The 24,050-nt window shown below is 65.9% G+C and carries 19 protein-coding genes and 1 tRNA gene; 14 read left to right on the forward strand and 6 right to left on the reverse strand.

All coding sequences use genetic code 11. The annotated features are described in order from the left end of the window. The first annotated feature begins 10 nt into the window (after window positions 1–10). Window positions 11–928, forward strand: coding sequence for a class I SAM-dependent methyltransferase (locus QXH22_RS24045; protein ID WP_306277226.1), 918 nt, complete (start codon window positions 11–13; stop codon window positions 926–928). On the opposite strand, the gene QXH22_RS24050 is transcribed toward QXH22_RS24045, so the two are convergent. The 3 genes from QXH22_RS24050 to QXH22_RS24060 are packed head-to-tail and all read right to left on the reverse strand — an operon-like array spanning window position 920 to window position 6,743. Continuing rightward, window positions 920–2,536 carry a PE-PPE domain-containing protein gene (locus QXH22_RS24050; RefSeq protein WP_306277227.1) on the reverse strand — a complete coding sequence of 539 codons (1,617 nt, stop codon included), beginning with the start codon at window positions 2,534–2,536 and terminating at the stop codon, window positions 920–922. The genes QXH22_RS24045 and QXH22_RS24050 overlap by 9 nt on opposite strands. Further along, complete coding sequence (locus QXH22_RS24055; RefSeq protein ID WP_306277229.1) at window positions 2,533–4,470, reverse strand: fumarylacetoacetate hydrolase family protein; 1,938 nt, start codon at window positions 4,468–4,470, stop codon at window positions 2,533–2,535. The genes QXH22_RS24050 and QXH22_RS24055 overlap by 4 nt, the downstream gene beginning before the upstream one ends. Beyond that, the gene (locus tag QXH22_RS24060) at window positions 4,467–6,743 is read right to left on the reverse strand and encodes an ATP-dependent DNA ligase (protein WP_306277231.1); all 2,277 of its coding nucleotides are present in this window, start codon (window positions 6,741–6,743) and stop codon (window positions 4,467–4,469) included. The genes QXH22_RS24055 and QXH22_RS24060 overlap by 4 nt, the downstream gene beginning before the upstream one ends. Before the next feature lie 24 nt (window positions 6,744–6,767). On the opposite strand from QXH22_RS24060, the gene QXH22_RS24065 reads away from it, so the two are divergent. The 4 genes from QXH22_RS24065 (at window position 6,768) to QXH22_RS24080 (ending at window position 12,214) form a co-directional block, all read left to right on the forward strand. After that, window positions 6,768–7,721, forward strand: a complete 954-nt coding sequence (locus QXH22_RS24065; protein ID WP_306277232.1) for a carbohydrate kinase — start codon at window positions 6,768–6,770, stop codon at window positions 7,719–7,721. 4 nt (window positions 7,722–7,725) lie between these two features. After that, a complete protein-coding gene (locus tag QXH22_RS24070) occupies window positions 7,726–8,667 on the forward strand; it encodes a Ku protein (protein WP_306245945.1) in 942 nt (313 codons plus the stop codon). Between the two features lie 47 nt (window positions 8,668–8,714). Next, window positions 8,715–9,839 (forward strand): phosphate ABC transporter substrate-binding protein PstS, encoded by a 1,125-nt coding sequence (pstS, locus tag QXH22_RS24075; RefSeq protein WP_306245947.1) that lies wholly within the window; start codon window positions 8,715–8,717, stop codon window positions 9,837–9,839. Between the two features lie 263 nt (window positions 9,840–10,102). Further along, window positions 10,103–12,214 carry a serine/threonine-protein kinase PknD gene (locus QXH22_RS24080; RefSeq protein WP_306245949.1) on the forward strand — a complete coding sequence of 704 codons (2,112 nt, stop codon included), beginning with the start codon at window positions 10,103–10,105 and terminating at the stop codon, window positions 12,212–12,214. A gap of 6 nt (window positions 12,215–12,220) precedes the next feature. Here the strand turns inward: QXH22_RS24080 and pstA are convergent, their stop codons facing one another. Genes pstA through pstS (QXH22_RS24095) form a run of 3 tightly spaced genes read right to left on the reverse strand, consistent with a single transcriptional unit; the run spans window position 12,221 to window position 15,231 of the window. After that, window positions 12,221–13,132 (reverse strand): phosphate ABC transporter permease PstA, encoded by a 912-nt coding sequence (gene pstA / locus QXH22_RS24085; protein ID WP_306245951.1) that lies wholly within the window; start codon window positions 13,130–13,132, stop codon window positions 12,221–12,223. Further along, the gene (gene pstC / locus QXH22_RS24090; RefSeq protein ID WP_306245952.1) at window positions 13,129–14,100 is read right to left on the reverse strand and encodes a phosphate ABC transporter permease subunit PstC; all 972 of its coding nucleotides are present in this window, start codon (window positions 14,098–14,100) and stop codon (window positions 13,129–13,131) included. Before pstC ends, pstA begins: the two co-directional genes overlap by 4 nt. A gap of 12 nt (window positions 14,101–14,112) precedes the next feature. Next, window positions 14,113–15,231, reverse strand: a complete 1,119-nt coding sequence (pstS, locus tag QXH22_RS24095) for a phosphate ABC transporter substrate-binding protein PstS (RefSeq protein ID WP_306277233.1) — start codon at window positions 15,229–15,231, stop codon at window positions 14,113–14,115. A gap of 965 nt (window positions 15,232–16,196) precedes the next feature. Here pstS (QXH22_RS24095) and QXH22_RS24100 point away from each other — a divergent pair. The 9 genes from QXH22_RS24100 (at window position 16,197) to QXH22_RS24140 (ending at window position 23,961) form a co-directional block, all read left to right on the forward strand. Beyond that, on the forward strand, window positions 16,197–16,619 hold the full coding sequence (locus QXH22_RS24100; RefSeq protein ID WP_306245958.1) for a PIN domain-containing protein: 423 nt from the start codon (window positions 16,197–16,199) through the stop codon (window positions 16,617–16,619). A gap of 123 nt (window positions 16,620–16,742) precedes the next feature. Then, window positions 16,743–17,534, forward strand: a complete 792-nt coding sequence (locus QXH22_RS24105; protein ID WP_306277234.1) for an SDR family oxidoreductase — start codon at window positions 16,743–16,745, stop codon at window positions 17,532–17,534. 10 nt (window positions 17,535–17,544) lie between these two features. Then, complete coding sequence (locus QXH22_RS24110; protein WP_306277236.1) at window positions 17,545–18,624, forward strand: diacylglycerol kinase; 1,080 nt, start codon at window positions 17,545–17,547, stop codon at window positions 18,622–18,624. A 96-nt stretch (window positions 18,625–18,720) separates the two neighbouring features. Next, window positions 18,721–19,428: a flavodoxin family protein gene (locus tag QXH22_RS24115; protein ID WP_306245964.1), complete on the forward strand. Its 708-nt coding sequence runs from the start codon at window positions 18,721–18,723 to the stop codon at window positions 19,426–19,428. A 70-nt stretch (window positions 19,429–19,498) separates the two neighbouring features. Then, window positions 19,499–20,734: an Nramp family divalent metal transporter gene (locus QXH22_RS24120; RefSeq protein ID WP_306245966.1), complete on the forward strand. Its 1,236-nt coding sequence runs from the start codon at window positions 19,499–19,501 to the stop codon at window positions 20,732–20,734. Continuing rightward, complete coding sequence (locus QXH22_RS24125; protein WP_306245968.1) at window positions 20,735–21,805, forward strand: poly-gamma-glutamate hydrolase family protein; 1,071 nt, start codon at window positions 20,735–20,737, stop codon at window positions 21,803–21,805. It begins immediately after the preceding gene. 6 nt (window positions 21,806–21,811) lie between these two features. Continuing rightward, window positions 21,812–22,636 carry an LLM class F420-dependent oxidoreductase gene (locus QXH22_RS24130; RefSeq protein ID WP_306245970.1) on the forward strand — a complete coding sequence of 275 codons (825 nt, stop codon included), beginning with the start codon at window positions 21,812–21,814 and terminating at the stop codon, window positions 22,634–22,636. Between the two features lie 49 nt (window positions 22,637–22,685). Continuing rightward, window positions 22,686–22,758 (forward strand) — tRNA-Arg (locus QXH22_RS24135). Between the two features lie 249 nt (window positions 22,759–23,007). Continuing rightward, complete coding sequence (locus tag QXH22_RS24140; protein WP_306245972.1) at window positions 23,008–23,961, forward strand: Rieske 2Fe-2S domain-containing protein; 954 nt, start codon at window positions 23,008–23,010, stop codon at window positions 23,959–23,961. The last annotated feature ends 89 nt before the right edge of the window (window positions 23,962–24,050 follow it).

The raw sequence follows: 24,050 nt of genomic DNA on the forward strand, positions 1-24,050 counted from the left end.
CGGTAGGTCCATGGCGCGCGCCGACGACGACAGCTGGGACCTGGCCAACAGTGTGGGGGCCACCGCCACCATGGTCGCGGCCGCCCGGGCGGCCGCGAGCAGACGCCATCAGATAGTGATCAATGACCCGTTCGCCGAGCCGCTGGTGCGGGCCGTCGGAGTGGAGTTGTTCAGCCGTCTCGCTGCCGGCGAGCTTGACGCGGTCGATGCCGCGGGCAACCTCGGCTTCCCCCGGATGATCGACACGTTCGCCGCCCGCGCCAAGTTCTTCGACGACTATCTCGCCGAAGCCGGCAGCATGGGCGTGCAACAGTTCGTGATTCTGGCCTCCGGCCTGGATTGCCGCCCCTACCGGTTGCCCTGGCCAGGCCGCAGCAGGGTGTTCGAGATCGACCAGCCCGAGGTCATCGAGTTCAAGACCTCGACGCTGCGCAAACTGGGTGCCAGCGCCGACGTGGACCACCGCACTGTTGGGATCGATCTGCGGGACGAATGGCCGGCGGCTCTGTTGGCCGCGGGGTACGACACCGAACAACCTACGGCCTGGCTCGCCGAAGGCCTGCTGATCGGCTTTCTGCCCCAGGAAGCCGAGGTCCGGCTGCTGGACAGCATCATTGCGCTCAGTGATTCCGGCAGCTGGCTGGCGGCCGACTACGGGCAGGTTGCCGGGCGGTCTTCTGCCGACCAGCAGCAGGCTCAGCTCATGACCGACCGGTGGCGCGAGCTCGGCCTCGATCTCGACATCGCCGGCCTGACCTACCCCGGCGAGCACACCGACGTGGCGGCGCACCTGTGGGCGAACCGGTGGAACACGATCACCTCCGACCTCGCCGAGCTGTTCAGCGCCGCGGGGCTGGCGCCGTTGGGGGACGCGGCTCGCAGTGGGCCGGCGGCATCGATCGGGTTTGTGCGGGCGTCGTCAGCCTGACGGATACCAGGCACCGGTGAGCACCAGCGCTTCAAACCCGGTGAGTAACACCCCCAGGCCGACGGTTGCGGCGATCGGCATGCCGATGGCGTTGATCAGACCCTGCACGGGCTGGCCGCCGGTCGCCTGGCCGATTCCGTCCATCAACAGCTCGAAGCCGTAGGACGGGACGGTCGCCACCAGCCCGGTCGCGAGGTTCACGGTCGGCTGGAACTTGGCGAAGGCGGTATTGAAGTCGGTGTAGGGCTTCAGCAGCGAACCCACGTCGGAGAAAAAGGTGGCCGGCGACAACGGGGGCAACGGCTGGGTCGCCAACGCCTGCAGGTCGCCGGCGAAGGCGTTAATCCCCTGCTGGGTTCCAGCGCTCAGCGCGGAGAACACCGTCTGCGGCTCAACCGGCGGGAACAGCCCGAACGGGGTGCGGATGTCGGCGGGGCCGGTGGAGTAGCCGTGCGCTACGTCGCCGTAGCCGAGATTGACCAGTACTCGCAGGTCCGGTTCGATCAGGTCCGCGATCGGGTTGCCCAGCAACGGCATTGCGCGCAGTGGCTCCAGCAGCGGCAGATGCGGAATGGTGATCACCGAGTACGCGGTGTTGCCCGTGTATCCCGCAGACGTCGGCAGCTGCACGATGTTGTACCCCGCCGGCAGCGCAGCTGGATTCAGGTTCGGATACGTGGGATGCACGTAGTACAGACCCGCGAAGGCGTTCAGATCGGACAGAAAGTTCAGCGGGTATTGCGGCCAGTCGGCGATGCCGTCGTATTCCAGCGTGTAGATGTGCGTCGGCCAGGGTGTGTCGGCAGGTGTCGCGCCGTAAAACGTCATCCCCAGGCTGGGCAGCGCCAAGTTCGGGAAGCGGGCCAGCAGCCCGCCGTTGGGATTCATCGGGTCACCGAGCAGCACGAAGCCGAGCTGCGCGGCGGTCGGCGGGGTGGGCATCGCCAGCAGGTTCTGCATTTCCAGCGACGCGATGATCGCGCCCTGCGAAATACCCTGCACCACAACGGGCTTTCCGCCGGGCTGAATGAGGCCCAGCTGACCCAGTCCGGTCCCGAAAAGCGTGGTGTCCAGGATTGAAACGCCCTGGGTGATCGAATCGTTGAGCGTCAGGACCGTGGTTCCGGTCAGCGGGTACAGGCCTGCGGGGGTGAACAGGGCCAGCGCGTTGACGACGTTGCCGCCCGGGAAATTCGGCAGCACGAAATTGGCGAACACGGTGGCCATGTACGACGCGCTGGGCACCGGTATCCCACTGCCAGAGATGTACACCGACGTGTAGTTGGCCGGAAAGACGAACGGTGGAATTGCGGCTGCTGATGCGACGTTGGCCAGCTCCGCCGACACGTAGCTGCCAACGGCGGCTTCCAATGCCTGGCTGAAGTGGGCATGGAAGGCCGCCGCGTGCCGCATGACGCTCTGACACTCGTCGCCGATTGCATTGAAAAACCTTGCCGTAGCTTCAGATATCTCGTCAGCCGCGGCGGCCGGAACACCTGTGGTCAGTTTCGCGGCGATCGCGTTAGCTTCGCTGACAGACGCTCCAAGACCCGCCACGTCCGCCGCGGCGGCCGTCATCCACTGCGGTTGCGCGAGCATGCCGGTCATGATCCACTCCGCTTCGCCAGCCACTCGGCCTGCATCACCACCAACCCAAGCACCTCCTGCGCCGGCGTATTCGGATCCAGCTCACAGTAGCGCTTGTACATGTTGACGACCACCCGCTCGGAGTCCAGCCAGGACGCGTACTCACCGAGGTCGATGGCGTCGATGGCCTCGGCGAACGACAGGCCCTTGGCGTGCAGGGCGTCGGTCTGCTCGGTGATGTAGACGAAATAGTCACGTACGGCGCGGATTCCGTCAGGGTCGGTGACCGGGCCGTGGCCGGGCACCACCGTGGGCGCGTCTAACGCGATCATCGTGTCGCACGCCGCGATCCAGTTGGCGATCGGGCCGTTCCACACGATCGGCGTGCAGCCGATGAACAACAGGTCGCCACCGAACAGCACCCCGGCATCGGGCACGTGGACCACCGAATCGGCCGCGGTGTGTGCGGGACCGAGGTTCAGCACATCGACTCGCCGGCCTCCGACCTCGATGCTCAGCTCCCGGTCGAAAGTCTTGTCCGCATTGCGCACCGATATACCGCGAAAATCGAAGTAGCCGAACCGGTCTCGCACAAAACGTGTCGTCACCGGCCCTAGGTCGGCCACCTGGATGGTGATCAGCTGATCGGCAGTGTCGTCGTGCGCGATCTCCTCGGCGGTGTCGGCCGCGGCGATGATCCGGACGTTGGCGTCCAGTAACTGGTTTCCGTGGGTATGGTCGCCGTTGGAGTGGGTGATCACCGCGTCGGTGATCGGTGCACCATTGGTGATGGGCACCATGACGTCCAGCATCTCGCGCGTCAGCGGCAGGTCGAACAACGTGTCCACCAACAGCGATGCGCCATCGCCGGCCACCAGACCGGCGTTGCTCCAACCGAATCCACCGTCCGGGAGCGTCCACGCCCAGACCCGGTCGGCGACCTCGTGCAGCCCGCGGGTGTACGGGACCTTGGCCGGTGCCGGGTTGACTCGGGGCGGGGCCGCAGCAGCCGACGGACGCGGCCGCGGCGCCAGCGGGACCGGCGCCGGGGTGAAGCGCACGGTCTGCCGGGTCTCGCCCAGACCTTCGACCTGCAGCGTCACCACGTCGCCGTCGCGCAGCCAACCCGGGAAAGCCTCCGGCTTGGTCAGGTGCTCGACGAGGGTGCAGGTGGGCACGGTACCGGAGCCGATCACGTCGCCGGGCCGCAAGGTGACACCGCGCGAGGCGTAGGAGATGACTTCGCCGAAAGTCCAGTCCATCGCCCCGGTGGACCCCGCCCCGATCACGGTGTCGTTAACCAGCGCCCGCACGTCGAGGCTGAGTTTGCCGTCCTGAAAGTAGGCCTGCAGCTCGTCAGGCGTGACCAGGTACGGGCCCAGCGTCACGCCGCTGTCCTTGCCTTTGGCCTGCCCGATCCGCAACTGTCCTTCCAGCATCTGCAGGTCCCGCGCCGACCAGTCGTTGAAGATCGTGTAGCCGATGATCGCCTGCTCCGCCTGCTCGACCGTCAAGTCGCGGCCCTGCACGCCGATGACCGCGGCGATCTCCAGTTCAAAGTCCTGCCAGGCGCTGCCGGGCGCTGACGGCGCGTCGTCGTACGGACCCAATATGGTTGCCGGGCAGGCGAAATAGAACGCGGGGATGCGATACCAGGTGTCAACCAGCTCGCGGCCTGCGCCGGTCGCCTCCTGGCAGTTGCGCATATGGTCCAGGAAGCACAGGCTGTCCCGGACCGACGGCGGTCGCGGAATCGGCGCGGCCAGCGAGACATCCGCGAGCGCGACCACCGTTGCGGGCGACGCCAGCGCCGCCTCACCGGCCGTCCGCAGTCCGACAGGTCCCTGACTGACTAACTCCAGCAGCGTCGTTCCCGGCCCGACAGCGTAAATCTCGTCACCAGAGAGCACCCCGGTCCGCTCACCCTCGGGACTGCGATAGGTAACCCACTTCATTCGCGCACCACCTCATTCGGATTTTTGTCGGGCCGTAACCCACGCCAGCTGGGCTGGCGAAGCCTGTTGTCCGGAGTCCACTCGCTATAGCGCACCTCACCGACCAGAGTCGGCTGCACGAACGTGACTCCGCGGGCGTCCCGGGCGGGAAGCTTTGTGCTGAAAGGAGATTCGTCGGTGTGCAGCGGCGCTAATGTTTTTTTGAGGTTCGCCAGGTCGCGGTCGGTGAACCCGGTGCCGACCCGTCCGGCGAACTGCAAACCGTCCGGTCCGGGGATGCCCACCACCAGCGCACCGATCCCGCCGCCGCGGCCGCCCTCCCCCTGCCGCCAGCCGCCGATGACGACTTCCTGGGTGTTCCAGTGCTTGTCTTTGATCCAGGACGCGGAGCGCCGCCCGGGTTGGTAGGTCGAGTCCCGCTTCTTGGCGACCACCCCCTCCCAGCCGTGCTTGGCCGAGTACTCCAGCGCCTCGTCACCATCACCGGGCAACAGTTCGGGAACGATGAGGTTGCCTGCCTCGCCCAGGGTTTCCAGCAGCCGCCGCCGGTCGGAGTACTTGGCCCGCAACAGCGACCGGCCGTCCAGGTAGAGCAGGTCGAACGCCCAGAACTCGACGCGGGTGGCACGGACCCGGTTCTGCATCTGGTGGAAGCTGGGCACGCCATGCTCGTCGAGAGCCACCACCTCACCGTCGAGCACCACATGATGGTCGGCGAGATCGGCTGCCACCGAGCGCAATTGGGGGAACTCCTGGGTGACGTCACGACCACTGCGGGAGCGCAACGCCAGGGTACCGTGGTCGGCGTCGACCAGTAGCCGATAACCGTCCCACTTGCCTTCGAAGGCCCACTGGCCTTTCTTCAGGCCTGCGACCGATCCGTGGGTGGTGAGCATGGGAGCGAGCCCGTTGAAGTCGAAGACCTTCTGGTCTTTCATCCGGTGCGCCAGCCATTGGTCACCGTTGGTCTGGATCAGTGCGTACCGTCCGGAGATTCGGCTGCCGTGCAGCGTGACGATCACCTCGCCCTTTTCCGGACCGTCGCGGAACTTCTCGGCCTCGTAGGTGCCGGCATCCCAGATGATCACCTTGCCGGCGCCGTACTCGCCCTTGGGAATGGTCCCCTCGAAGCCGCCGTACTCCAGCGGATGGTCTTCGGTGTGCACGGCCAGGTGGTTCACCGACGTGGTCTCGGGCAGGTTTTTCGGGATCGCCCAGGACACCAGCACCCCGTCACGTTCCAGACGAAAATCGTAGTGCAGCCGGCGGGCGTGGTGTTCCTGGATGACAAACGTATTGCCCTGCCCGGTAGCGGGTTTCGCCCGCGGCACCGGCTCGGGAGTCTTGGACGCATCACGCATGCTGCGGTACTTGCTCAAGCGATCCGCTACCGGGGCGCCGACGTCGAGATCGGCGAGCAGATCGCCGTCGCGGGCCACCCGGTCCAGCACCTCGGTATAGCTGAGCTGACGCAGCTCCGGGTCGTCGAGTTCCTCCCACGTGCGTGGCGCCGCGACGGTGGGGTGCTCGCGGCCGCGCAGCGAATACGGCGCGATGGTGGTTTTGGCGCCGTTGTTCTGGCTCCAGTCCACGAAGACCTTGCCCGCCCGCAGGCTCTTGGCCATGGTCGAGGTGACCAGCTTCGGCATCGTCTTTTCCAGTTGCTGCGCAACACGTTTGGCCAGCACACTCGCGCCGCGGCTGCTCACCGGCTCGTCCAGCGGGCTGTACAGGTGCAGGCCCTTGCTGCCGCTGGTCAGCGGATAGGTCCGCAACCCGATGCCGGCGATCAGGTCCCGCACGTCGCGTGCCACGTCGGCCAGTTGCGCCATCGTTACGCCTTCGCCCGGATCCAGGTCGAAGACCAAACGGGTCGCCGGGCCCGGTTTGAGGCTTTCACCGGCCCGGGTCCACTCCGCGACGAATCGCCACTGCGGCACGTGCACTTCCAGGGCTGCCTGCTGCGCGATCCACGCCAGCCCGTCCACGCTGTCGATGATCGGGTAGGTCGTGGTACCCGAGCGGTGGCTGATACTTGCGCGCGGCAGCCAGTCCGGGGCCGAGGAGGCCAATTGCTTTTCGAAGAACGAATCGTGGTCCACACCGTTGGGCCAGCGTTTGCGGGTGGCCGGGCGGCCGGCGATATGCGGCAGCATCACTTCGGCGATACCGGTGTAGTAGTCGAAGATGTCGGCCTTGGTGGTCCCGGTCGCGGGATACAGCACCTTCTCCGCGTTGGTCAGCGTGACCTGCTGCCGTGACGCCGTACCCATGGGTCTCAACGTAACGTGTCGGACATGGCGCGTGGCCTGGTTATCGGCGAAGCCCTGATCGATATTGTCGGCGGACGATCCGAGCACATCGGCGGTAGCCCGTTGAACGTCGCGGCCGGCCTGGCCAGGCTGGGACGCAGCGTCGACTTCCTCACGCACATTGGCACCGACGCCCACGGCCGCCAGATCGCCGACTATCTCAAATCTGCTGGCGTACATCTTGTTCCGGGCAGCACCGACGCCGAGCGGACACCGACCGCCATGGCCACCGTGGCCGCCGACGGCTCGGCCAGCTACGAGTTCGACCTGGACTGGCGCCTCTCGGGCACTCCGCCCGTTGCGCCACCGCTGTTCGTGCACACCGGATCCATCGCCGCCGTGCGCGAGCCGGGCTGCTTGGCCGTCGCCGCGCTGCTCGACGCGTACCGGGTGTCGGCGACCATCACCTTCGACCCCAATGTGCGCCCGTCGTTGATCGCCGACCGCGACCTGGCGCGCGCACGCATCGACAAGCTGGTTGCCCGCGCCGACGTCGTCAAAGTCAGCGACGAGGACCTGCGCTGGCTGGGGTCCGGTCGCGCGCCGCTGGACACGGCGCGCAGCTGGCTGGCCTGCGGCCCCGCGATAGTGGCGGTCACGCAGGGCAGTCAGGGGGCGTCGGCGTTCTGCGCGGCCGGTGACACCGCGGTGCCCGCCAAGCCGGTCGAGGTGGTCGACACCGTCGGTGCCGGCGACGCCTTCATGGTCGGTCTGCTCGACACACTCTGGGAATTGGACCTCCTGGGCGGCGACCGGCGCGATCACCTGCGCCGGATCGGGCTCGACACACTCGCGTCGGCACTCGATGTCGCGGCGACGACGTCCGCGCTGACGGTCGCACGCGCCGGTGCCGACCTCCCGGACCGCGCCACGCTGCAGGCGGGCACGTTCGGCCCGGCGGTGTCACGGGGTTACCCGGATACGCACGGGGCATACTGACAAAATGCGCTCCATCTGGAAGGGCTCGATCGCTTTCGGGCTCGTGAATGTGCCGGTCAAGGTGTACAGCGCCACCCAGGACCACGACATCAAGTTCCACCAGGTGCACGACAAGGACAACGGCCGCATCCGCTACAAACGCGTGTGCGAGGTGTGCGGAGAGGTCGTCGAATACAGCCACATTGCCCGCGCCTTCGAATCCGACGACGGCAAGAGTGTGATCATCACCGATGACGACATCGCCACCCTGCCCGAGGAGCGCAGCCGCGAGATCGAGGTGCTCGAGTTCGTCCCGGCCAGTGAGGTCGACCCGATGTTGTTCGACCGCAGCTACTTCCTGGAGCCCGATTCGAAATCGTCGAAATCCTATGTGCTGCTGGCCAAGACGCTCGCCGAGACCGATCGCATGGCGATCGTGCACTTCTCGCTGCGCAACAAGACTCGGCTGGCCGCCTTGCGGGTCAAGGATTTCGGCAAGCGCGACGTGATGGTCATCCACACACTGCTGTGGCCGGACGAGATCCGCGACCCGGACTTCCCGGTACTGGACAAGGAAGTGGAGATCAAGCCGGCCGAGCTGAAGATGGCCGGCCAGGTGGTGGAGTCGATGGCCGATGACTTCGACCCGGACCGCTACCACGACACCTACCAGGAGCAGTTGCAGGAGCTCGTCGACGCCAAACTCGAAGGGGAAGAAGCGTTTACGGTCGAGGAGCAACCGACCGAACTCGACGAGACGGAAGACGTTTCCGATCTGCTCGCCAAACTGGAGGCCAGCGTGAAGGCGCGCTCGGGCGCCGCGAAGGAGTCGGCCAACAAAGAACCGGCCAAGAAGGAACCGGCCAAGAAGGCCGCCGCCACAGCGGCGAAGAAGGCGCCGGCCAAGAAGGCACCCGCCAAGAAGTCTGCGGCCAAGAAGGCCGGCACCAAAGCCACCAGCAAATGAGCGCCCGGAGTAGGCTCATCGTGCTGCCGACCCCTCGAGGAGTTGCCGTGAAGTTCACTCGATCTGGCGTCGCGCTCGGCCTGCTGCTTGTCAGCGCACTGGTGCTGTCGGGATGTGGCGGCAACTCCGGCAAATCGGCGTCGTCCTCATCGAGTGCCGCGCCCGTAGTCCCGGTCAACTGCGGCGGCAAGAAGAAGATCCTCGCCGGCGGCTCGACCGCGCAGAAGAACGCGATGGAACAGTTCGTCTACGCCTACATCCATGCCTGTCCCGGCCACACCCTGGACTACGCCGCCAACGGCTCGGGCGCGGGGATGAAAGCGTTTCTCGGCAACGAGACGGACTTCGCCGGCTCCGACTCCCCGATGAACCCCGACAAGGGCGAGCCGGACCGGGCGCGCGAGCGCTGTGGTTCCCCGGCCTGGGACATTCCCGTCGTCTTCGGCCCGATCGCGGTGACCTACAACATCAACGGGATCAATTCCCTGAGCCTGGACGGACCCACCATCGCCAAGATCTTCAACGGCGCGATCACCAAGTGGGACGACCCGGCCATCAAGGCGCTCAATCAGAGCACCAACCTGCCGCCCACGCCGATCCACGTCGTGTTCCGTGCCGACCAGTCCGGCACCACCGACAACTTCCAGCGTTATCTCGACGCCGCCTCCAACGGCGCCTGGGGCAAAGGCACGGGACAGGCCTTCAACGGCGGCGTCGGCGAGGGCGCGGCGGGCAACGACGGCACGTCGCAGGCCATGAAACGAACCGACGGGTCGATCACCTACAACGAATGGTCGTTTGCGGTGGGCCACCAGCTGAACATGGCCCAGATCATCACCTCGGCCGGTCCGCAGGCGGTGTCGATCAGTGCGGAGACGGTGGGCAAGACGATCGCCGGAGCCACCTTCAAGGCCGGCAGTGACACCAACGACCTGATCGTCGACACGTCATCCTTCTACAAGCCGACTCAGGCGGGCGCCTACCCGATCGTGTTGGTCACCTACGAGATCGTCTGCTCGAAGTACCCCGACACTCCGACCGGCCAGGCGGTAAAGGCGTTCATGCAGGCCACAATTGGCGACGGACAGGTCGGTTTGGACGAGTACGGGTACATCCCGCTGCCGAACTCGTTCCAGTCCAAGCTGGTGCCGGTGGTCAACGCCATCGCGTGACCGGGAGTCATCGGGACACGTTGCGGGGCGGCAGGTTTAGCCCCAGGCAATGACTGTCATTGGCCAGCAACGGATTTCAGCGCGTATAATCTGGCGGCGGCGGCCGTGGCCCGGGGCGGGCCGTTACTCACTCGTGATTCAAAATTCATCCCGAGTCGCCGGATTTTGTTGTGTGCCTCCTCTCGGAGGATTTACCGTGTGTTAACCATCAGTTTCGGCGCGACGGCGCCGGTGGCGTCTGCCGGGCGAAGGGAGCATCGACGGTGACCAACACCGGGTCGGAATCGCGGGTGGGGTCACGCTTCGGGCCCTACCAGTTGGTGCGCCTCATCGGCCGCGGCGGCATGGGTGAGGTCTACGAGGCCGAGGACACCCGCAAGCACCGGGTGGTCGCACTGAAACTGATCTCCACGCAGTTCTCCAACAACCCGGTGTTCCGGTCCCGGATGCAACGCGAGGCCGACATCGCCGGTCGGCTCAACGAGCCGCACATCGTGCCGATCCACGACTACGGCGAACTCGACGGACATTTCTTCGTCGAGATGCGCCTGATCGACGGCGTATCGCTGCGGTCCTTGCTGACGCAGTTCGGGCCAATGGCCCCGGCCCGGACGGTCGCCATCATCCGCCAGGTCGCCGCGGCGCTGGACGCCGCGCACGCCAGCGGCATCACCCACCGCGACGTCAAGCCGGAAAACATTCTGGTCGCCCAGAACGACTTCGCCTATCTGGTGGACTTCGGCATCGCCCGCGCCGCGCACGACCCGAACCTGACGCAGAGCGGGATGGCGGTAGGTACCTACAACTACATGGCGCCGGAACGGTTCACCGGTGACGACGTCACCTACCGGGCCGACATCTATGCACTGGCGTGCGTGCTGGGTGAGTGCCTCACCGGGGCGCCGCCCTATCGCGCTGACAGCGTCGAACGACTGATCGCCTCGCACCTGATGGAGCCGGTCCCGCGGCCCAGCGTGATCCGCCCCGGCCGCGTTCCCGCCGCACTGGACCAGGTGATCGCCAAGGGCATGGCGAAGAACCCGAACGAGCGCTACATGACCGCCGGCGACCTGGCCATCGCCGCACACGAAGCGCTCAGCACGCCCGAACAGCGCCAGGAAGCCACCATCCTGCGTCAGGGCGACAACGAGACGTTGATGCTGCCGGCGGTCGATCCGGGCGCCGGTGGCTGGTCCAGCCAGGGCGGCTCCGGTTCGTACCCCAGCAGCCCGGCGACCATGCGGGCGCCGGTTCCCCCGTTCCGCACCGGCGACGAGACCATGGCGCAACCCTTGCCGTCCAACACCGGCGGGTGGCGCGAGCGACCCCGCAACAACTCCGACCAGTTCACCCAGGCCGCCCCGGTAGCGGCGGCCGGCTGGGCGAGCCATCCCGGCGTCGCGCCGTCGGGCCCGGTACCGATGGCCGCTCCGCCGCAGTATCAGCAGCCTTCCCAGCCGCACCCGACGGCGCCACCCGCGAAGCGCAAGTCCCGCAAGGCCCTGATCATCGGCGCCGCCGCCGCAGCCGTGCTGCTTGTGGTGATCGCTGCCACCGCGTTCTTCCTCACCCGGCCGGACGGCGGCGGGCCTTCGACGCAGAACGCGAAGGGACAGCAGGTGATGCCGTTCAACGGGCTGAACTTCCGCTTCGCCCCGGGCGGGGTCGCGGTGGACGGCAGCGGCACCGTCTATGTCACCAACCAGACCATGTACGGCCGCGTGGTGACATTGCCGGACGGATCCAACTCTCCGACGGTCAAGCCGTTCAACGGGTTGTACGAACCGCAGGGCATCGCCGTGGACGGCGCCGGCAAGATCTACGTCAGCGACTTCAACAATCGGGTGGTGGCACTGGCCGGCGGGTCGAACAACCAGGTGGTGCTGCCCTTCACCGGGCTCAACTACCCCGAGGGTGTCGCGGTGGACCCGCAGGGCAACGTCTACGTCGCCGACCGCGGCAACAACCGGGTGCTCAAGCTGGCGGCGGGCAGCAACACCCAGACCGAGTTGCCGTTCAACGGCCTGAAGAATCCCGACGGGGTGGCCGTCGACAGCGACGGCAACATCTACGTCACCGACACCGACAACAATCGCGTGCTGAAGCTCGATGCCGGGACCAGCAACCAGTCCGAGTTGCCGTTCACCGGAATGAGCGCGCCGTGGGGTATCACCGTCGACGGCGCGGGCAACGTCTACGTCACCGAACACGACAACAACGTGGTGGCGAAGTTGCCCGCCGGCGCGACGGCCTCGGTGGAGCTGCCGTTCAACGGCCTGAACACCCCGTTGTCGGTGGCCGTCGACAAGAAGGGCAACGTCTACGTCGCCGACCGCGGCAACGGCCGGGTGTTGCGACTACCGCCCGGTTCCTGAGCCGGGTCAGCGCTTCCGGGTGGCCAGGAACCGCATGCCCGCGGCCGAGAGGTTGATCGCGGCGACGATGATGATCAGGGTCAGCGCCGCCCCCCAGACGCGCAGGAAACCCGCGCGTTCGGGGTTGGTGAGCTCGGTATAGATCAGCAGCGGCAGCGAGGCCATGTTGCCATTGAAGATGTCGTAGTTGATCGACCGGCTGTAGCCCACCAGCACCAGCACCGGTGCCGTCTCGCCGATCACCCGGGCGACCGCCAGCAGTACCCCGGAGATGATGCCCGGCGTCGCGATGGGCGCCACGATCCGTACGATCGTCTTCCACTTCGGAACGCCCAGCGCATAACTGGCTTCGCGCAGTTCGTCGGGCACCAGCCGCAGCATCTCCTCGGTGGAGCGCACCACCACCGGCAACATCAGCAGGACCAGGGCCAATGCCACCGCGAACGCGCTCTGCTGGAATCCGAGCGTCGCGATCCAGAGGCTGAAGATGAACAAGGCAGCCACGATGGAGGGCACCCCGGCCAGCACGTCGACCATGAACGTCGTCACCCGTGCCATTCGGCTGGTGCCGTATTCGACCAGATAGACCGCGGTCATCAGCCCCAGCGGCACCGCGATCACCGCCGCCACTCCGGCCTGGGCCACCGTCCCATACAACGCCTGATAGACCCCGCCGCTGAACTCCTCGGGCAGCACGCCGCGCAGTGAATGCGTCCACCAGTCGGCCTGGACGACCGCGCGCCAACCACGTTCGATCACCACCCACAGCACCCAGATCAATGGCACCAGCGCGATGAGGAACGAGGCGAAGAAGAACACCGTCGCGGCGCTGTTCTTGATCCGGCGAGCCAGGCTCAACGGCCGGAACACCACCACCTTGACCGGCTGTTCGAGCGCGGTGGCACTGGGCTGGCTCATCCGTTGACCTTCCCCCCGGCGATCGCGCGGGCCGCGGCGTTGACCATGAACGTCAGCACGAACAAGGCGAAACCCGCGGAGATATACGCACCGGTCGGCAGCGGCGCACTGAATTCCGAAGCAGCCGAAGCGATTTTGGAGGCGAACGTGTAACCACCGTCGAACAGCGACCAGTTGCCCGGCTTGGCGGCCGATCGCAGGATGATCAGCACTGCCACTGTTTCGCCCAGCGCGCGACCCAGCCCCAGCATGGACGCGGCGATCACACCGCTGCGGCCGAACGGCAGCACGGTCATCCGCACCACCTCCCACTTCGTCGCGCCCAACGCCTGCGCCGCCTCGATCTGCATGGGCGGGGTCTGGCGGAACACTTCGCGCGACACCGAGGTGACGATCGGCAGGATCATCACCGCAAGGACGATGCTCGCCGTGAAGATCGTGCCGCCTCCGGCCAGTGAGACATTGCCGCTCTTGAACAGAAACAGCCATCCCAGGTTGTCGTTCAGCACCGTCGCGAGGGGCAGCAGCTTCGGGGCCAGAACGAAGATCCCCCACAAGCCGAAGATGATCGACGGCACCGCGGCCAGCAGATCGACCATGGCGCCGAATGGCCGCGCCAGCCGCTTGGGGGCGTACTGGGTGATGAACACGGCGATTCCGACGGCGATCGGCACCGCCAGCGCCAGCGCGCTGATGGAGCTGAGCACGGTGACCATGAACAGGTCACGGATGCCGAAGGCCAGCTTGTCGGAGGAGGTGTCGAACTTCGCGCTGGTGAAGAAGTTCGCCTGATTGGCGCGCAGCGACGGAATCGCCTTGATCAGGAGGAACACCGCGATCAGCAGGATTGCTGCCACGATGGTCGACCCGGCCGCCGAAGCGACCAACCTGAACAGGCGATCCGCCCGTCTTGCTGCGCGCGCATCCACCTCCGCTAGCGCATGCTTTGCTAGCGGGGCTTTGACCACGTGAACCTCAGATCAGGAGATCGCGTTGACCGCGGTCGACAGCCTCGACTTGAACGAGTCCGGGATGGGGACGTAACCGTTGTCACCCAACCCATTCTGGCCACCGCCGATGGTCGACTGCAGGAACGCCTTCACCGCCGTCCCGACCTGGGCGTCCGGGTACTTCGAGCAGACGATCTCGTAGGTGGCCAGCACGATCGGGTACGAACCGGGCTGGGTGGGCCGGTAGAACGAGAGCGTGTCGAGCACCAGGTCATTGCCCTGACCGGAAATTGTGGCCCCGGTTATCGTCTTACCCACCGAGTCGGTGCCGATGGCGACCGGCTCCGGGCCGGCCGAGGTGATGATCTTGGCCATGTTCAGGCGCTGGCCCTGGGCGAACGACCACTCGTTGTAGGTGATCGAGCCTTCGGTGTTCTTAATGGCAGCCGAGGTGCCGTCGTTGCCCTTGGCGCCTTCGCCGACGCCGCCCTTGAACGCCTTGCCGGCGCCCTTGCCCCATGCGCCGTTGGACGCGGCGTCGAGGTAGCGCTGGAAGTTGTCGGTGGTTCCCGACTCGTCGCTACGGAACACGACGTGAATCGGCGTGGCGGGCAGGTTCGTGCCCGAGTTGATGGCCGCGATCGCCGGGTCGTTCCAGCTGGTGATGGCACCGCTGAAGATCTTGGCCAGCGTGGGCCCGTCGAGATTCAGCGAACTGACGCCACCGATGTTGTAGGTGACCGCGATGGGCCCGAACACCACCGGCAGATTCCACGCCGGCGCGTCGCCGCAGCGCTTCTGCGCCGCCGCCGCCTCATCCTTGCTGAGCGGAGAGTCGGAGCCACCGAAATCGGTTTGGTTGCCGTTGAATTCGCTGATTCCGGCACCGGACCCGTTGCCGGTGTAGTTCAACGTCTGCCCGGGGCAGGCCGATTCGAACGCTTTGACGAACCGGGTCATCGCGTTGGCCTGAGCGGTGGAGCCACTGGCCTTCAGCGTCTTCTTGCCGCCGCAGCTCACGCTGCCCGACGAACCGCCCGACGTGCCTTGACCTCCCCCACCAGCGTTGTTGTCGCTACCGCATGCTGACAACACCAGTGCGCCTGAAGCCAGGACACTGAGCGCGGCGCCAAATCGGTTGAGTTTCAATTCACTTCCTATCGGTAGACATGAAACATACTAACCGCCGTCCCTCCGCCACGGCTTGTCCGACCAGACCCTTTCCTCACTCCCTTGCCGCTACATTAACAACCGGTAACGTACGGTGAAAGAGTCGACGAAAGCGACGTTGCGACCCTCCCGCACCCATCCCGCGACGGCAGGCTCGCCGGGCAGGACGCAGCCGGAATGGCACTGTCGGCGGAATACGTTGCGGCCAAACGTGATTCACGATATCCGATCTGGCCAACCAGCGGTGCGCAAGCTGAAGCCACCGGGCCGCGCCGTTGGCACCGGCGCCCGAACATTGGTGGCTTTCTCCTTCGCCGGAGGGACCCGTTGTTCCCCCTCGCGCTGTCGATCGATAAAACGACGTCGGGCCAATCCATTTCCGGCCTTCAATTGAATACCGGACGCGATTTCCAATCGTGACACCGTGGTCACGTGGGTGTCGATTCCGCGGGGACGGCGCGACCCAGCGCGGCTGCACACCCTTCCAGATGACAAAAGACTGTGCACCAGTCCCGATTCAGTACATCATTACGACAGTGGAGGTTGGCCGCCGCAGATGCGCAGCAGCGCGGGACCACGTGGGAAGCATTACTTCCGCGCCACTATTGTCCACGATCTGTGCAGCACCGCGCGGAGCAGTCGGAGTGTCCGGCCTAATTCTGCGCACCATTTCTCATTAGTCATGTCCATATCGTTTACAATGACTGCCGGTCATATAACTTTTCAATAACAAAGCCATTCCCATTCGCCGCTATTCGCGACATGCCCACTAACTTGGACGCTTACCCGTTCGGCTCAATGACGACCGACGGGAACCCGCTCGCGGGCATCTCCGCGACGTTCCGACATTCGCCCGCAGCGCCGTAGTTGCAGGGACGCGCCATTGTCGAAATACGCACTCACAGAGGGGAATTGATGATGCGCACCAAGAGAGGCGGCTCCGCGTGGCGTTGGTAGGGCGCTACCTCATCGACACCAGTGCCGCCGTCAGGATGTACCACCCGGAGGTGTCGCGCCGGTTGCGCGCGCTGCTCGACACCGGGGTTGTCGCCACCACCGCATCACTGGACGCGGAAGCGCTGTCCGCAGCCGAGGGGTTTGACGAATACGAGCAGCGGTTGGCCGAACACCGCACGACCCGCGAATATCTGCCGACCAATGACGAACACTGGCATACCGCCCTGGGCGCGCAGCGGGCATTGGCGAAAGCCGGTGCGCACGACGCGGTCGACATCACCGACCTGCTGACTGCCGCGCTGGCGTCGGCGCACAAAGTCGTCGTGGTGCACTACGACGACTGTTTCGAGACGGCCGCGACGGTATTGACGTTCCAGCACCGGTGGGTGATGCCGCGCGGCACCATCTAGCCGCGGCGGCAAGAGGCCTCCTGCGTTACGTTTCCCGGGCGGTGTGACAAAGTAGAACCTGTTACAGAAATCCTCCCGGGACGGCACACACCCGTTTCGGCCGTCAACTGAAGCGAGGCCCTCGTGATCCTCGACAGGTTCCGTCTGGACGACAAGGTCGCCGTCATCACCGGAGGCGGCCGCGGCCTGGGTGCGGCCATGGCACTGGCTTTCGCCGAAGCAGGCGCCGACGTAGTCATTTCGTCCCGAACACAGTCCCAGCTCGACGAAGTGGCCGAGCAGGTCCGGGCGACCGGCCGCCGCGCCCACGTCGTCACCGCCGACCTGGCACACCCGGAGGACACCGCCAAATTGGCGGGCGAGGCCGTCGAGGCGTTCGGCAAACTAGACATCGTCGTCAACAACGTCGGCGGCACGATGCCCAACACGCTGCTGACCACGTCGACGAAAGACCTCAAGGACGCGTTCACGTTCAACGTCGCCACGGCGCACGCCCTCACCGTCGCTGCCGTGCCGCTGATGCTCGAGCACTCCGGCGGAGGCAGCATCATCAACATCACGTCGGCCATCGGCCGGCTGGCCGGACGGGGTTTCGCCGCCTACGGCACCGCCAAGGCCGCCCTGTCCCACTACACCCGCCTGACGGCGCTGGACCTGTGCCCGCGCATCAGGGTCAACGCGATCGCACCGGGATCGATTCTCACGTCGGCGCTCGACGTCGTGGCGGGCAATGACGAGCTCCGGACACCGATGGAGAAGGCGACGCCACTGCGCCGTCTCGGCGATCCGGTCGATATCGCCGCTGCTGCAGTCTATTTGGCTTCACCCGCCGGCGGCTTCCTGACTGGGAAGACGCTTGAGGTCGACGGCGGCCTCACCTACCCCAACCTCGACATCCCCGTCCCCGATCTGTGAGGAGCCGACCATGGCAATACGCGTCGCCCAGCTTGGCACCGGCAATGTCGGCATCCATTCACTGAAAGCGCTGATCACCAACCCGGAATTCGAGCTCACCGGCGTCTGGGTTTCCTCGGATGCCAAGGCGGGCAAGGACGCCGCCGAACTCGCGGGCCTCGACGGGGCAACGGGAGTGCTGGCCACCACTGACCTGGACGCCGTACTGGCCACCAAACCACAGTGCGCCGTCTACAACGCCATGGCTGACAACCGCCTGCCCGAGGCGCTGGAGGACTACCGCCGCGTTCTGGCGGCCGGCGTCAACATCGTCGGCAGCGGCCCGGTCTTCCTGCAGTACCCGTGGCAGGTCTTGCCGGAGGAGCTGATCAAACCGATCGAAGACGCTGCACGCGAAGGCAATTCGAGCCTCTTCGTCGGCGGCATCGATCCGGGCTTCGCCAACGACCTGCTGCCGATGGCCTTGGCCGGCACCTGTCAGAGCGTCGAGCAGATCCGTTGCATGGAGATCGTCGACTACGCGACCTATGACAGCGCCGTCGTCATGTTCGACGTGATGGGTTTCGGCAAACCGCTCGAGGAGACTCCGATCCTGCTGCAACCCGGGGTACTGAGTCTTGCCTGGGGATCGGTGGTGCGCCAACTTGCTGCGGGCCTTGGCATTTCGCTCGACGAGGTCACCGAGAAGTATCAACGGGTGCCGGCGCCGGAGGCCTTCGACATCGCCTCGGGCTACGTCCCCGAAGGCAGTGCCGCGGCGTTGCGGTTCGAGGTGCTCGGCATGGTGGACGGCCGCCCGGCGGTCGTCCTCGAACACATCACGCGGTTGCGGGAAGACCTGTGCCCGGACTGGCCGCAGCCCGCGCAGCCCGGGGGTTCCTATCGGGTCGAGATCACCGGTGAACCGTCGTATGCCATGGACATCTGCCTGAGCAGCCGGCGCGGCGATCACAACCATGCCGGGTTGGTCGCCACCGCGATGCGGGTGGTCAACGCGATTCCTGCCGTGGTGGCCGCGCCTTCCGGGATCCGCACCACCCTTGATCTGCCGCTGATCCCCGGTCGCGGTCTCTATCTGCCGGCTGACTGATTGCCCGCCCCCGGCGCTCGGTGGCCGCGGTTCCGGACACCGGTATCCTCACCGCCAAAACGCCACCACTAACCCGGACGGGCAGGTAAGCACACCTTGACTTCTGACAACAGCCTCCGCGCCCTGTTCATCAACGCGACCCTGAAACGCTCCCCGGAACTCAGCCACACCGACGGCCTGATCGAACGCAGCGCCGGCATCATGCGCGAGCAGGGCGTCGAGGTCGACAGCCTGCGGGCAATCGACCATGACATCGCCACCGGGGTATGGCCGGACATGACCGAACATGGTTGGGAGACAGACGAATGGCCCACCCTCTACCAACGGGTGTTGGCCGCCGACATCCTGGTGCTGTGCGGGCCTATCTGGCTGGGCGACAACAGTTCGGTGATGAAGCGCGTCATCGAGCGTCTTTACTCGTGCTCGCACCTGCTCAACGACGCGGGGCAGTACGCCTACTACGGACGGGTGGGCGGGTGCCTGATCACCGGCAACGAAGACGGCGTGAAGCACTGCGCGATGAACATTCTCTACAGCCTGCAACACCTCGGGTACACGATCCCGCCGCAGGCCGACGCGGGCTGGATCGGCCCGGCCGGCCCAGGGCCGTCCTACCTCGATCCCGGCTCAGGCGGCCCGGAGAACGACTTCACCAACCGCAATACGACGTTCATGACCTACAACCTGATACACGTGGCGCGGATGCTGAAGGCCAACGGCGGCATCCCTGCCGAGGGCAATCAGCGCACCGAGTGGGACGCCGGCTGCCGGCCGAGTTTCGCTAATCCCGAATACCGGAGCTGACCTGCCCGATGCCGGTGGCCGTCCCGGTTTCGGCTAACCTAACTTTTTACTTCGAACGGTAGGTCCACAGTTGGCGCAGGACACCACGGTCACCGGCAGCACCGATAGAGCGGGCTGGTATCTGCTGGGTCCTGCCTTCGTCGCCGCGATCGCCTACGTCGACCCCGGGAACGTCGCCGCCAACGTCAGCTCGGGCTCCAAGTTCGGCTACCTGCTGCTGTGGGTCATCGTCGGCGCGAACGTGATGGCCGGCCTGGTGCAGTACCTGTCGGCCAAGCTCGGGCTGGTCACCGGGCATTCGCTCCCGGAAGCGATCGGGCGTGGAATGGGGCGGCCCGCCCGGCTGGCGTACTGGGCGCAGGCCGAGATTGTCGCCATGTCGACCGATGTGGCAGAGGTGATCGGTGGCGCCATCGCGCTGCGCATCCTGTTCGGGTTGCCGCTACCGCTCGGCGGGCTGATCACCGGCGCCATCTCCCTGGTGCTGTTGCTGATCAAGGACCGCCGGGGCCAGCGTCTGTTCGAGGCTGTCATCACCGGATTGCTGTTGGTGATCGCCCTCGGTTTCACGGCCAGCTTCTTCGTCGCCACCCCACCGGCGGGCGAGGTGATGTCCGGGCTGGTGCCACGCTTCCAGGGAACGGAAAGCGTGCTGCTGGCCGCCGCGATTCTGGGCGCCACCGTGATGCCGCATGCGGTGTACCTGCATTCCGGACTCTCCCGCGACCGGCATGGGCGGCCCGAGGCCGGCACGCCGCGACGGCGGTTGCTGCGCATCACGCGCTGGGACGTCGGGGTGGCGATGGTGATCGCCGGCGGGGTGAACGCGGCGATGCTGCTGGTCGCCGCATACAACATGCGCGGCCACGGAGACGTGGCCTCCATCGACGACGCGTACGCCGCGGTGCGCGACACGATGGGGCCGACCATCGCGGTGCTGTTCGCCATCGGATTGCTGGCATCGGGTCTGGCGTCGTCCTCGGTGGGCGCCTACGCCGGAGCGATGATCATGCAGGGGTTGCTGCACTGGTCGGTGCCGATGGTGGTGCGCCGCCTGGTGACGCTGGGTCCCGCGGTGGCGCTGCTCGCGTTGAACGTGGACCCCACCCGCACGTTGGTGCTCTCCCAGGTGGTGCTGTCATTCGGGATTCCGTTCGCGGTGTTGCCGCTGGTCCGTCTCACCGCCAATCGGAAACTGATGGGCGCTGACGCCAACCACCCCGCCACAACGGCCGTTGGATGGGTGGTCGCGGTGATGATTAGTCTGCTTAACGTGGCACTGATCTATCTGACGGTGACAGGCTGAATGCCGGTCCGCCGGCACCTGTATTTCGCATACGGATCGAACCTGTGCGTGCGGCAGATGGCGGCACGCTGTCCCGATGCCGGTGACCCTCGCCCGGCGGTCCTCTCCGATCACGACTGGCTGATCAACGAGCGCGGCGTGGCCACGGTCGAACCGTGTGCGGGAGGTGAAGTGCACGGGGTGCTCTGGCGGCTCTCCGATCGTGATCTGACCGTCCTGGACAGCGCCGAGGGTGTACCGGTGCGCTACCGGCGCGACCAGATGAACGTGCACACCGACTCGGGGCCGTCACCGGCGTGGGTCTACATCGACCATCGGGTGACACCCGGGCCGCCGCGGCCGGGTTACCTCTCGCGCATCATCGACGGCGCTGTTCACCATGGGCTGCCGCAGCGCTGGATCGATTTTCTGCGCCGCTGGGATCCGACCCGGTGGCCGACGCCCCTGTCCTCCGATGGGACTGGGCCACAGTCTCTTTCGGAGTTGTTGAGCGAGCCGGGCATGGTGGAGCTGAGCCGGTTGCGCTCGCGGTTCGGCTTTCTCGCCATCCACGGCGGCGGGCTCGAGCAGATGACCGACATGATCGCCGAACGTGCCGCCGAGGAAGCCGGCGCCTCGGTGTATGTGCTGCGCCATCCCGACCGCTACCCGCACCACCTGCCGTCGTCACGGTTCGATCCGGCCGAGTCGGTTCGGCTGGCCGAGTTCCTCGACCACGTCGACGTCGTCGTCTCGCTGCACGGCTACGGCAGGATCGGCCGAAGCACGCAACTGCTTGCCGGAGGACGCAACCGCTCGCTGGCTGCGCACCTGGCCGGACATGTACGGCTGCCGGGTTATGAGGTCGTCACCGATCTCGACGCCATCCCTTCGGCCCTGCGAGGCCTGCATCCGGACAACCCGGTGAACCGGGTCCGGGGCGGGGGCGCACAGCTGGAACTGCCGGTTCGGGTCCGGGGTTTGAGCCCGCGCAGCCCTCTCCCGGGAGCGGACGGCTGGTCGCCGGTCACGTCCAGTTTGGCGCATGGGCTGGCGGCGGCGGCGCGTTCCTGGCAGTTGGCTACGGATTGATGGAGGTTGTTGGTGGACAAGGATTTTCGTTTCGGTTTGAGCATCCGATACTTCAGGTCGCGGGAGGCGCTGGTGGACATCGCCAAGCGGGCCGAGGACGTGGGATTCGACGTGCTGTGCGTACCAGACCATCTGGGTGCGGCCGCACCGTTTCCCACGCTGACAGCGGCGGCGATGGTCACCGAGCGCATCCACCTGAGCATGTACGTGCTGAATGCCGCGTTCTACAAGCCGGCGCTGCTGAGCCGCGATATCGGGGCGCTGGACATTCTCAGCGATGGACGGCTGGAGGTGGGACTCGGAACCGGTTACGTCCGAGAGGAATTCGAGGCTGCCGAACTTCCGTATCCCAGTGCCGGTGCGCGCGTTGACTATCTGCAGCACATGACGGAATACCTGACCGAGCATCACCCGCGGGTCCCGATCATGATCGCCGGTAGCGGCGACCGGGTGATGAGACTGGCCGCCCGGCATGCCGACATCATCGGACTCACCGGCGCCAAGGTGCGCGACGTCGAAGACCCGCTGGCCGAGCGCATCGAGTTCGTCCGCACTGCGGCGGGTGACCGGTTCAGCGCGCTGGAGCTGAATCTGGTGATCACCGCGGTGCCCGGCCAGGGTGAGACCATGCCCAATCTGTCCCTGACCCGCCGCAACGCACCGGATCTCCCCGAGGAGGAGTTGCTGGCCATGCACTCGGTGCTCAGCGGATCACCGCGCGAGATGGCGGAGAAACTGGTGGGCCACCGGGAGAAATACGGCGTCACCCACTTCACGGTGCAGGACAACCACATCGACAACTTCGCCAATGTGATCGCCGAACTGCGCTGATCAGTGAGCCGTCGGCGGCCGGCGGCCCGCCCGGTAAGCTCAGCCCGTCGCCCCCGTAGCTCAGGGGATAGAGCACGGCTCTCCTAAAGCCGGTGTCGCAGGTTCGAATCCTGCCGGGGGCACTCTTTTCCGTGTATTAGCTCGGCTGATGCGTGACATTTCGCCTCCGGGTGATGCCTGACAGTGTTTCGGCTGATGCGTGACAGTTGTTTCGGTTGATTCGTGACACTCCCCTGATGAGGGAGCTGAGCGTCGCCGCGCCGCCATATCAGTCGCTATCAGCGGATCCGCCAGCATCCGGCCCCGCATCCCCCGCCCGCCTAAATTTACTATTATAGGAAAATTGGGCAACCGGCCGGAAAGGTCGCACCATGTCGCAGCGCTTTCCCTTCGCGGACTATCCCAAGGGATGGTTTCAGGTCGCCTACAGCCACGAGGTCACCGAGGGCGCCGTCATCTCGCTGCGCTACTTCGGCACGCAGCTCGTCTGCTATCGGGGCGACTCGGGCACCGCACACGTCCTCGACGCCTACTGCCCACATCTCGGCGCAGATATCGGAGTCGGCGGCACCGTGCGCGAGGACTGCGTCGTATGCCCCTTCCACGGCTGGTCCTTCGACGGCAACGGGAGCAACGTCGATATCCCCTACACCAAACGGCCCAACCCGACTGCCAGACTCCGCAGCTGGCCCACCGCCGAGCGGGCCGGCATCATCTTCGTCTGGCATTCGTCCCGCAGCGGGGAGCCCGAGTGGGAGTTGCCCAAAATACCGGAGGCCGACGATGCGGGTTTCACCTTCTACGCGCCCGACCACGCACGGTGGAGATTTCGCTCGCACCCGCAAGAGGTCTTCGAAAACACAGTCGACATAGCCCATTTCGCCACCGTGCACGGAGTCTCGGCGTTCGGCGCCCTCGACGTCGAACAGGACGGACACCTGTTCCGCGCGGTCGCCGAGGTCAACTTCGAGACGCCCCGCGGCCCAGTGTCCGGCGCGGTGGACTCCGAGCTCTTCGGGATGGGCATTGACGTCGTGCGGCATCGCGGCCTGGGTCGTTCGTGCACCATCCTCACCGTCACCCCCATCGACGGCGAACACGTCGAAGCGCGTTACACGTTCTTCGTGGCTGTGCAGCCCGATACAGGCGAGATGACGAAGATGGGGATGGGTTTCGCGCGCGACTTCTGCAAACAGATCGAGCAGGACATCCCTATCTGGGAGAACAAGATCTACCGCGATCGACCGAAGCTGGCGCAGGGCGAATCAGCGATCATGCAGTTCCGAGAATGGGCCCTGCTCTCCTACGAACCAGGCGGACACTGACCGGCGGCCTCGAATCGGCGATCGATTCGCCGAACGTGAACTCTGGGAGAGAATTTTGGCTCGCGGCCGCCGTCACGTCACGCTCGGCG

This window comes from Mycobacterium sp. TY814, from assembly GCF_030755175.1.
Lineage (GTDB): Bacteria > Actinomycetota > Actinomycetes > Mycobacteriales > Mycobacteriaceae > Mycobacterium.